Annotated in this window: 9 protein-coding genes; 1 reads left to right on the top strand and 8 read right to left on the bottom strand. The window is 45.5% G+C overall.

All coding sequences use genetic code 11. The features are described from left to right. Positions 1–170 precede the first annotated feature (170 nt). Positions 171–3,047: a response regulator gene (locus CAP50_RS00260; RefSeq protein WP_100748592.1), complete on the top strand. Its 2,877-nt coding sequence runs from the start codon at positions 171–173 to the stop codon at positions 3,045–3,047. Between the two features lie 383 nt (positions 3,048–3,430). Here CAP50_RS00260 and CAP50_RS00265 read toward each other — a convergent pair whose 3' ends face one another. The 8 genes from CAP50_RS00265 to rpmH form a co-directional block, all read right to left on the bottom strand. Further along, the gene (locus CAP50_RS00265) at positions 3,431–4,105 is read right to left on the bottom strand and encodes a riboflavin synthase (protein ID WP_075101296.1); all 675 of its coding nucleotides are present in this window, start codon (positions 4,103–4,105) and stop codon (positions 3,431–3,433) included. Positions 4,106–4,702: 597 nt separating this feature from the next. After that, positions 4,703–5,758: a bifunctional diaminohydroxyphosphoribosylaminopyrimidine deaminase/5-amino-6-(5-phosphoribosylamino)uracil reductase RibD gene (gene ribD / locus CAP50_RS00270; protein WP_100748593.1), complete on the bottom strand. Its 1,056-nt coding sequence runs from the start codon at positions 5,756–5,758 to the stop codon at positions 4,703–4,705. 68 nt (positions 5,759–5,826) lie between these two features. Beyond that, on the bottom strand, positions 5,827–6,285 hold the full coding sequence (gene nrdR / locus CAP50_RS00275) for a transcriptional regulator NrdR (RefSeq protein WP_058369796.1): 459 nt from the start codon (positions 6,283–6,285) through the stop codon (positions 5,827–5,829). Positions 6,286–6,398: 113 nt separating this feature from the next. Then, positions 6,399–7,856, bottom strand: coding sequence for a tRNA uridine-5-carboxymethylaminomethyl(34) synthesis GTPase MnmE (gene mnmE, locus CAP50_RS00280; RefSeq protein ID WP_241900588.1), 1,458 nt, complete (start codon positions 7,854–7,856; stop codon positions 6,399–6,401). A 175-nt stretch (positions 7,857–8,031) separates the two neighbouring features. Further along, the gene (gene yidC / locus CAP50_RS00285; RefSeq protein ID WP_100748595.1) at positions 8,032–9,714 is read right to left on the bottom strand and encodes a membrane protein insertase YidC; all 1,683 of its coding nucleotides are present in this window, start codon (positions 9,712–9,714) and stop codon (positions 8,032–8,034) included. A gap of 216 nt (positions 9,715–9,930) precedes the next feature. Next, entirely contained in the window at positions 9,931–10,296 is a 366-nt protein-coding gene (gene yidD, locus CAP50_RS00290) for a membrane protein insertion efficiency factor YidD (protein ID WP_100748596.1), read from the bottom strand. A 1-nt stretch (position 10,297) separates the two neighbouring features. Further along, positions 10,298–10,669, bottom strand: a complete 372-nt coding sequence (rnpA, locus tag CAP50_RS00295) for a ribonuclease P protein component (protein WP_100748597.1) — start codon at positions 10,667–10,669, stop codon at positions 10,298–10,300. Positions 10,670–10,868: 199 nt separating this feature from the next. Then, positions 10,869–11,003 (bottom strand): 50S ribosomal protein L34, encoded by a 135-nt coding sequence (gene rpmH, locus CAP50_RS00300; RefSeq protein ID WP_007394757.1) that lies wholly within the window; start codon positions 11,001–11,003, stop codon positions 10,869–10,871. Positions 11,004–11,589 lie beyond the last annotated feature (586 nt).

Consider the following 11,589-nt stretch of genomic DNA (forward strand, 5'->3'; position numbering starts at 1 on the left):
CGTTACTTACGAGGTCTTTTCGCTTTATAATAGGCGCTATAGACAATAAAACAGCGATTGTTTTGCTATAAATAACCGTCATTGGTTATATTAAAGACATTGACTGCTTTATCATGGTAGTGGTCATGCCACATTTATCCTGCCAAGTGACGATATAGGACCTCGCTTTCATGCAACAGTTTCAGTCCTTACAGCGCTTATTGTTCTTTTATGTCCTAACATTGCTGGTGATGCTAGTACTGTATTATGTTATGTTGTTTGATGGTATGAGGCAGTATCAACAGCAGCACAGCGTCGATACTTTTTTTACCTTACAACACGAGCTCACTGAGCATGCTGTGCTACGAAACGATGAGCTAAAGGGAGTTTTGGCGCATCCGGCACTTAACGGCATCAGCTATCAGCTTATCTTTATGCTGCCCTCCGGACAGACATACATTCATCGTGATACCCGTCCGAACGAGCCTGCATTTTCGACAGTGACGTTCCCGACTGTCAGAGCCTCTGCTCAGAATAATGGCGCTTATTCGCTTAATGCGCGCAATCTGACAGGCACCATTGAGCTAGATAGTGGCCATCAGATATATATGATATTGCGTCATAAGCCGCTTGATATCGACTGGATCTCTTATAAATACTGGTTGCCACTGATGGCAGCCATTGGGTTGTTTATCACTGCACTGCTATACATGCTCAAGCGCCGCACCAACTGGGAGCAGCTATTACGTTATACGGATAATTTGAGTGACAATGCAAAAGAAGCCTATACCCCGCCGCCATTTTTAGAAAGCCAATCGACTGGGGAGTTTTTACGCTTAGGTCATGCGCTCGGCCGTATCAACTATCAGCTACACAACGACTATCGGCGCATCAAAACCCTCAAGCACCGTCTTGAGCGCCTGATTGAGCAAGCACCATTACCGATGGCAATGATCATGCGCCACGGTCAAATCAGTTTTTTTAACCAGCGTTTTGAACAAGTCTTTATCAGACCTGCGCACAGCAGTGGCAGCGAGCAGCTGACAGACTTTTTCGCTGGCACAGACGACCCCACCCAACAGCTGCTACAAAGACTGGTCAATCTGCGCGTCACGCGTACGCTAACGGTGCTAGGAATAAAAGACCAACAAACCTATCAGCTGCATGTGACGCCATGGTTTGGTGAGCATGGACAGGTGCATGGCTTTACCGTTTTGCTCAATAATATCAATGAGCTGGCCAACCAAACAGAGCAGCTATGGCTAAAAAACCAACAATTACAACAAAAAATCGATGAGTTTAGCGAGCTGCGCTCTATCATGGGGCATAAACTGCGCCTACCGCTGGAGTCTTTGATAGACACACTCGAGCCTATCGACCCTAGCACCTTGACCGATAAGCAAAACCACACGCTTGAGACACTGATAAAAACCAGTCACTATATGCTCACCACGCTCAACGACATGCTAGATATCGGCGATATAGAGGTTCGAAAAACCCGCTTGAGCATAGCGCCTGTCGATATTTATAAGCTTGGGCAAGAAGTGGGTGACGCGGCCATAGATCATGCGCGCCAGCAGGGGCTAGAACTTATTTATTTCTTTGATCCAGAGTGTCCACGTGTGATCGATACAGATCATACACGCCTGCGCCAGATACTCTTAAATCTACTTCATAATGCGATCAAGTTTACTCCCTCAGGCTATGTCGCCTTGGCGATCGATGCTATCAGTCCTGAGCAAGTATCTCAAATCAATAAAGGCAGCCTACTACCGATCAATGAACAGGTAAAAGCGCAGCAGCCGCACTACTGGGTACGTTTTAGTATCAAAGACTCAGGCACAGGTATCGATATCGCCAAACAGCATCAGTTATTGAGTTATTTTAATAAACAAAGCCCGTCCCTTCAGCAACACAACAACCTCGCTTATCACCACAGTATCGAAGCGGGTTTGGGCTTAAATAACGTCAATAGTTTTGCCCGTTTGCTTGGCGGTTTTATTGAGCTAAAAAGCGCGGTCAATCAAGGCAGCACCTTTAACCTCTATCTGCCTTGTCGGCAGCCAAGTTATCAGCCGATTTATCACCCACACCAGCACTTACAGCATATTCATCTTATCGCCGTGGTCAACCAGACCTTGCTGGCCGATTACTTGCGCCGCTTGTGCCAGTATTTATCGATTCCAGCGACGATCTATACCGATGTTGATAGTGCCACCATCGAGCACTTGGCCGAGCGGCTTGGCAAAGACGCCCAGAGCCTAGCGCCCGTCTTGTTATTGGATTATGAATACTACACTGACCACACCGCCATAAACCCCTCTGACCCAGTGGCAGAGCAAAGCGACAAACTGTCCGCCGAGACCTCTATCAACGAATCGAAGACCGCACCAAAGAGCCTTGCATCAAAGACACAGGCAACCAAAGAGCGCCTGATACTGGCCAGCAACGATAGACGCCAAGCACTACATGACTTATTGTCTAAAAAATCACTGCCTAAGGTTTTGTGTAGTATGAAGCCTGAGCGCCGTCTACCCTCTGCCCTGCTGGATCAATGCGATGGTTTTTTATTAAAACCCTTAGAAAGCGCCCTCCTGCTCTCTGAGCTGACGCGACTGACGCTACCTGTTCGGCAAAGCTTGACCACCCAAACGCCAAAAAACGACATGACGGTGGCCACGCCCCTACACAAGGATGACGTAGAGCCGCTGATACTGGTGGTAGAAGACAGCCCAACCAATCAAAAAATCGCCTGTAAAATCTTAAGTAAACTGGGTTATCGCAGTATCGTAGCAGAAGACGGCCAACAAGCGCTTGAGCAGCTAAAGGCGCAGCGGGAGGATATCTCGCTTATTTTAATGGATTGCCGTATGCCAGTCATGGATGGGCTACAAGCCACGCAAGCGATTCGCGCGCAAGGGGATGATATTGCAATCGTCGCCCTAACCGCGAACAGCTCAGACGAGGATCGCGACGCTTGTATACAAGTGGGTATGGACGAGTTTTTATCCAAACCTATCAATAAGACAAAGCTCGAGGCTGTGCTACAACATCTGATAAAACACTAAAATTCCGCTTAATATATCTATATCTGTATCTGTATCTATATCCAAAAAAATAGCGGGTTAATATCAAAATATTAACCCGCTACCTGACTGGCCTTTGTGCGCATCGTATATAGTCGATGCACTCTAAAAAGAATGTAGCGCTACTGGGATGAATTTTGCGCAGCCTCTGGGAACGCAGCACGCAAGTAAAGTTTATACCAGTAGCGCGTTTAAACTTATATAACAGTTTTATTTTCAATTGATTATAGTAAAAACAAGGCTGATAGAAGTTTTTGTAGCCTCTGTCAGCAACGGCACGCCAGAAAACGTTTATCAGCCTTGCTGGTTAATCAATGCCTGACTCTTTTATTTAGAATCGACGATACCTACGCTTTAGCTTATCACTACTTCATAAAGCCATTATCCGCTAAGAATGCCTCGGTAATTTGGCTTTGCGGACTTGGTGCGTTTATGTCACCAGCTTGCGACTTATTTAATAGACGTTCCAAATAGCGGGCGACGATATCTACCTCGATATTTACCTTACTGCCGACCAACCAGTGTTTGGCGATATTGGTCACTTGCGCCGTGTGCGGGATGATATTGAGGCAAACCACACTATCACGTACTAGGTTGGTGGTTAGACTGATGCCATCGACGGTGATAGAGCCTTTGGTCGCGGTATAATGCGCCAGCTCTTTTGGGATCTCAATCTCGATATAGATAGAGCGCGCGTCTTGTTGTAGTTTACTAACGCGGCCGACCCCATCGACATGACCTGCAACGATATGACCACCAAAGCGCGTGGTGGGTAGCATCGCTTTTTCCAAATTGACGATATCTCCAGGCTTTAGGGTTTCCAATGCAGTACGAGCAATCGTTTCACGTGAAACATCGACAGAGTAAGATTTATCGCCAATCTCTACCACAGTGAGGCAGATACCATTTGAGGCAATAGAGTCACCTAATTTGACATCACTAAAGTCTAGCTCGCTTGACTCTATCGTCAAGCGTATGTCGCCGCCAGTAGGCTGCATGGACGTGACTTTTCCAACACTTTCTATAATTCCAGTAAACATAGAGACCTCGTATTCTAATTTTTTGCTGTTATGAGCGTTTAACAATAGTGACGATTATTACAATGGCGTCCAATAGATGATAAATGTTAAATGATGACTACTTATCAATAGACAATGAATGAGCATTGCTTTTATCTAAATATTTCCTAAAAGCCCTGTCTTTTAAGCGTGTAAGGGGATAGGTTGTGGATAAGTAACAATAAATCAAGCCCGTCTGCGATAAATCCTTGTTTTATACAAAGTTATCCACAAACCTTTGCATTTTTACTATTACGCTACCAACAGCATAAAATTAATATAAGTATATGATTTTTATAGATTATTAATAAAACAAACAGTAAACAAGGGCCTTTTTAGTTTCACATGAAACAGAGTTATACACAGTTTCATGTGAAACAGGTATACCCTTCAGGCAACGCCACTAGATCTCTTGCAAAAGTACCAGTTTATTGACTTTCACTGACGGAGTTGCAAGGGCTAGCGATGACTTATGCAAGAAGTCTACTATCTAGATAACTATTTAACCCCTTATCTACCAAGCAGGTATCTTGACCTTAATATCCAAGGCTTGTGGATAAAGTGTTTATAACTTATGGTCTATAAAGGATACAACGTCAGCTTAAGATCAGGGCCGAGTTGCTCATGGCCGCTTATTTTAAAACGTAATTGTTCAGATAAAGACAGCGGATGAAAATTCACCATCGGCTGCGCCGCTGCACCCAACAGACAAGGCGCTTGATAAACAATCAGCTCGTCTACCAGCTGTTGGCATAAAAAGCTACCTGCGACGCTAGCACCCGCCTCTACCAATACATCGTAGCATTGATGCTCACTGACCAGATGCCTTAATAGCTCGGCTAAATCGTCCTTACGCCAATACAGCGTATCTGCGCGGCGGCATAGTTGGTATTCTGATTGTGCGTTGTGCGCTAAGCGCTGACGCCTATCGAGTACGACCACCTTAGGCGTAGGAACTTGCTCAGCCGGCACGCCCAACTGAGTAGAGCGCACGTTGAGCTGTGGATCATCAGTAACGATGGTCTCACTGCCAGTGATAATTGCCCCACTTAGGGCGCGAAGCTTTTGTACATCCTCACGAGCCGCTACCGAGGTGATCCATTTTGACTCTCCTGTCGCCATCGCAGTACGGCCATCGAGACTGGTAGCAATCTTCAGCCGAACGTAGGGCATTTGAGTACGCATCGCCTTTAAAAACCCGCGATTTAATGCTTCTGCTTGCTCTGTCAGTACGCCCACTGTCACATTGATACCAGCCTGCTCTAACAGCTGTACGCCGCGCCCCGCTACTTGCGGGTTCGGGTCAAGGCCAGCAATCACTACGCGCTGTACGCCTGCCTCTATCAAACCTAAAGCACAAGGCGGCGTACGTCCTGTATGGCTACAAGGCTCTAAAGTCACATAGGCGGTGGCACCAACCGCTTGCGCACCTGCGTCTTTGAGGGCAAACACCTCTGCATGAGGCTGGCCTGCCTTAGGATGAAACCCTTGCCCGACCACCATTCCTGCCTGAACAATCACGCAGCCTACCGCAGGATTGGGTCTTGTGGTGTATAATCCTTGCTTAGCTTGCTCAATCGCCAGCATCATAAAATAGCGGTCTTGTGCAGCTTGCGTGTGGTTAGAATTCGACATAAGAATTGGCTTCATTTATAAAGAATGTGTAGGGCGTGTTGAACATTCACCCATGGCACTGACAGAGACTATTTTTCATTGGGGCGAATATTGGCAATCTCTTGATGAAACGCATCGATATCCTGAAAATCACGATACACACTGGCAAAGCGTACATAAGCGACATCGTCCAATGTCTTTAGCTCACTCATGATAATCTCGCCCAGCACCTTACTACTAATCTCGCGCTCCCCCATTTGCCTGACGCGCTTTTCGATTCGGCTAATCATTGCCTCTTGCTCATCAATGGTGATGGGGCGCTTTTGTAATGGCAACAAAATAGAACGGCGCAGCTTTTCATTATCATAAGGCTCAATCTTGCCGCTAGATTTAATGATACGCGGCATCACCACCTCCACCATCTCAAAGGTGGTAAAGCGCTCTTGGCAGCTATTGCACGAGCGGCGGCGACGCACCTGCGCACCCTCTGCCGCCAGACGCGAGTCAATCACTTTGGTATCTGACGCGTTACAGTAAGGGCAGTGCATAGCGTTTCCTTATTTTGATATTAAGAATACATGGCGTCATTTATGAGGCTGAGTTTGATAGCTGACGTACTTTTAAAAGTTAATACGCGAACTTAAATAGCCAATCAGTAGCATTATTTGCCGATACAAAAACTACCAAATATCTTACCTAGCAAGTCATCAGCACTAAACTCTCCGGTGATCTCACCGAGGCTTAGTTGTGCTTGGCGCAAGCTCTCAGCCACCAACTCCCCTGCCTGAAAGACCGTCAGCTGCTCATGCGCTTCTGTTAAGTGCCCAGCTGTCCGTCTGAGCGCATCTATATGACGCGTACGGGCGATGAGACTATTCTCTGGTGGATGAAAACCAACCTTAGCACATAATGTTTCGATCAATGTCTCGATACCAGCGCCTGTTTCACATGAAACATTTACTTGCTCATAACCACGCTGAGTGATTTCGTCTTGTGAGTTGGCCATTTGCGCTTTATCGTGGGCATCAGTGAGTAAGTCGCTTTTATTGGCGATAATCAGTAGTTTTTTTGCTTCTGGGAGCTTACCGAATAGCTGCTCTGCCAGCTGTAGAGGTGTGCTATCTTCTGCAAGGTCGCGGCTGACATCGTAGACCATCAGCAGCATATCGGCTTGCGTGATCGCGGTACGCGCGCGCTCAATTCCAATGCGCTCGACAGTGTCGTCGGTATCGCGAAGCCCAGCGGTATCGGTGAGATGCAAGGTCAGGCCGTTGAGGACGACGGTCTCTTGTAGCGTATCTCGCGTGGTGCCTGCCACATTGGTCACGATGGCGCGTTCTTGCCCAGCCAGACGATTAAGCAAGCTTGATTTTCCTGCATTAGGCCGCCCTGCCAACACCACATGAATCCCATCGCGTAACAGCTGGCCTTGTTTTGCCGTTGCCAGTACTTGCTGGATTTTATCTTGTGTTTGCTCAAGCTTGTCTTGAATCACGCCATCCGATAAAAAATCAACGTCCTCTTCATCAGGGAAGTCGATGGCAGCCTCGACGTGCAAACGCAAATGAATAAGCTGCTCTAATAGCTGATTGATCTTTTGCGAAAACTCGCCGCTTAGTGAGCGGATGGCACTGCTCGCTGCTGCCGCACTGGTTGCATCAATGGCATCGGCAATGGCTTCTGCTTGCACCAGATCCAACTTATCATTATCAAAGGCGCGGTAAGAAAACTCCCCTGCACCCGCTTGCTTGGCACCCAACTCAAACACACGAGCGAGCAGCTGGTTTTGCAAAATCATGCCGCCATGCCCTTGCAGCTCGATCACATCTTCGCCTGTAAACGAGTGCGGGCCTTTGAAGTACAGCACCAAGCCTTCATCGATGATAGTACCATCCGCTTGATAAAATCGGCAAAAACTGGCCATGCGCGGTATAAATGCTGTCTTGCCCGTCAGCGTACACGCAATGTCGTAGGCACGCGCACCTGATAGCCGTATTACGCCGACGCCGCCGCGCCCAAGCGGCGTCGCAATGGCAGCAATCGTAGCCAATCCTGATGAATTAGACGTATTAGATGTAGCAGGTACGGCTTGCGCCAGCTCAAAAGAATCCACAATCATTCTCATTAATTAAAAGCCCCATTATAGACGGCTAAAGAGCGACTGACAAAGCCAAACTTAATATAGCAAATCTTGCGTTTACCGGTGTATGACAAAGTGATTTGAAAATACTAATAAATAAAAAAACCACCGCCGCTGCGATGGTTTTTAGTAATAAGTAACAATGTGAAGTGACTTAATCGAGTACCTTAGCGGTACGACGTTTTTGCTCTTCTTCAACCTTTCTGTTGACGATATATTGCTGCGTCATACTAAACAAGTTGTTCACCGTCCAGTAAAGTACCAAACCTGCTGGGAAGAACAGCATAAAGGCGGTAAAAATAATTGGTAAAAATTTCATTACCTTCGCTTGCATCGGATCAGCTGGCTGCGGATTGAGCTGCTGCTGTACAAACATCGAGGCACCCATTAGCAGCGGTAGGATAAACCAAGGATCCATCGCCGACAGATCTTGAATCCACAAAATCCAAGGCGCGTGACGTAGCTCCACACTCTCAACCAATACCCAGTACAAGGCTAAGAAAATCGGCATTTGCAGCAAGATAGGCAAACAACCCGCCATCGGATTGACTTTTTCTTCCTTATATATTGCCATCATCTCTTGCGACATTTTCATGCGATCGTCGCCATGCTCCTCTTTTAGGGCCTGCAGTTTCGGGGCGATAGCACGCATCTTCGCCATCGAGTAGTAACTTTTATTCGAAAACCACATAAGAGCAATCTTCACCAAAATCGTCAGAACAATAATGGACCAACCCCAGTTGCCAATGACTTTATGAATACCATCAAGAATCGCAAATAAAATCTTAGATATTGGCCACAGTAACCCATAGTCAACGGTCTGATTTAAACCCTCAGCGACTTCTTTAAGCTCAGACTGCACTTTTGGCCCTGCGTACAAGGTTGCATTGAGCGTCACTTGCTTATTTGGCGCGACATTGACAGGCTGACTATTAAAGCCGATAAAGTAGTCGTTACCTGACTCGCGGCTAAAGAACTTACCCGTGAAGTTATCAGGCGTCCAAGCAGAAACAAAGTAATGCTGTACGATACCCACCCAGCCTTTGTCACTGGTAGTGGTCAGCTCACCGTCGTTGAACTTACCAAACTTTAGCTTATTATAAGGGTCGTCAGGCGTACCCCAAGCACCGCCTAGATAAGTCGCCATGCTAAGCGCGCCTTTATCAGACATACCAGGATCTTTGCTGTCATCACGCTTGAGCTGCGCAAACATTTGCCCTTGCCACGCATTGTTAGAAGCGTTTTGGATTTGATAACTGATATCGATCGGATATTTATCTTGGGTAAAGGTAAAGGTCTTGGTGATCGTTACGCCATCTTTTTTGTAGGTGAGCGGTACCGATAGCGTCTGCTGGCCTGCTTCCATCACATAGTTATTGGCAGTGTGGCTATAAACTGCGCGACCTTCTGCTGTGTCGATACCATCTTGGCCAATCAGACCCGACTGCGCCACATATACCCGACTGTTATTATTCTCTAATAACACAAAAGGCTTATCACTATCGAGCGTTGCATCATACTGTTTGAGCGCAGCATAGACGATATCACCGCCTTCTGGATTGATTTTTATATCATAGCGATCTGTGGTAACTGTGATTAGACCTGCGTCCTTCACTGGCGCGTCAGTGACGCCGCTCGCATCTACAGGCATCGTCTGTACTGGAATGTCACCTGCTGCACCAGTGGTAGACGGGATGTCAGCACCCACTGAGGTGATGGTTTCTGGCACCGTATCTACAGCTGGCGCATCGGCATAATCATCTCGCCATGCCAAAATCAGCAGATAAGCGGTGATTAGCATCGCAATGATGATCATCACCCGAAATATCTTTTGCATAAATCTTTCCTAGATTGAAAAAATTAGGGAATGAAAAATCAGGCATGTATCATGACCACCGCACAGTATTCACCCGTGTTTGAAGCGGCAATATCAGTAGTCAATCACATAAAATGTTCATCATTTTACTAAAAAACCGCTCTAAATGATACAAGAGTGTGGATAACTTGTGGGTAACTAAAGCGTTCTCCTCAGCCAACCCAAGCGCAGGTTTGCTCAGAGCACGCTCATTAGATGGTTTAAACGTGAAACATAGCTTGTGGTGTCTCTAAATACATACAAACCTTGAGCAGTAAGCCGAGCAGGGGATAAATATTGATAATGATAACTAGACAACGGTAACGGCACAAAATCAATGCCATGTCCGCCTAAAGGGTGACAGCGACTCAAGCGCTTTAATAACAACCAGCTACCCGACCACCCGCCATGCCATGCCAACGCCTGCTTGCCATAGTTAGAGCACGTTGGATAATAACGACAGCGCGCCGGTATGATAGGGCTTATTATCTTTTGGTAAAAAACAATGAAATAATAAATAAATTTGTAAAAAAAATTATTTATTATTTTTATTAAAAAACCCATTTTATTTTATTTCTATTTTTTTAAAAATATTATTTATTTGATTTTTTAACTCTGTATTATCTAAACCTTTTAAAGGTTTCTTTATTATAAAAACAATATCTTTGTTTTCTAGATTAAAAGACTTGATACGAAACTGCTCACGTATTTGGCGTTTGATTAGATTGCGCATCACGGCCGTGGGTACTTTGCGCTTGGTGATCGCCATACCTACGCGTGCACCTCCATGCGTGTTAGTACGTACAAACGCCATCAAATGGCTTTGATGAAGTTTACGCTCTGGCGCATCAAACACCTCTTTGAACGCTGTAGGCGTGAGCAGGCGCTGCGCTTTGGTAAAGCGAGCATTGGGGGTCACTAAAGCAGTATGGGGCATAATCAACCTAGTTTGAGAGCTTACGATGGTAGCAAGAATAATAGCGTAAATATCAAAGCAAAGTATAGAGACAAAAAAAGCGCCGATATAGGCGCTTTTAATATATGACGATGTGTTAGTTGTGAAGACTGACTATCGCAATCTATAATTAATAGAAACACAACAAGCACATATGGCCATGCTTATCGCTATCTACTGATTATACAGTAAGGCGATGACGTCCTTTAGCGCGGCGACGGGCTAAGACCTGACGGCCTTTTTTAGTTGCCATACGTGCACGGAAACCGTGAGTACGTTTACGCTTGATCACGCTTGGTTGGAATGTACGTTTCATAACTCACCTATCAAAATAATGGGACTAAATTCGTAATAGCGGAGGATTATACCATTCCCTATTATTTTGGTCAATAAACTAATTTGTTTTATGGAATTATCGTTGAATCCGGTAAAGACCTCTGTGCGTCTCAAATAATTTAGATACTTAAACATAATTTATCCAGTAGTAACTGCCATTCAAACAGATATTCAAGGGTCTCAAAATCGTTTAGTTATCCACAGTTTTTTGCCAACTCCATAATAATTAATTATTAATATATATAGATATTGTTGTTATTGGGCACAGTTTTTTCTGTGGTTAACTTGTTATTTCTATTTTATATCATCTGTTTGCACTATGGGTAAGTTTGTGGATAACTTGTGCATGGATTATGGATAACTGAGTGTTTTTACTTGCCCCCAAAAGTATCCACAGCCTTATCCCCAAAATAGAGGATGTTATCCACAGGCAATTTGTGGTAGATTATCACCTTGTTTGGCGGACAAGAGACAGCATGTGGCTGTCTTTTTATTTGATCATCAAAAGCGAGCAAAAATATTGATACTGGTAGTAGCAAAAGGCTTGCCTCTGGTGTCAGTTTGCT

This window comes from Psychrobacter sp. L7 (assembly GCF_002810365.1).
Taxonomy (GTDB): domain Bacteria; phylum Pseudomonadota; class Gammaproteobacteria; order Pseudomonadales; family Moraxellaceae; genus Psychrobacter; species Psychrobacter celer.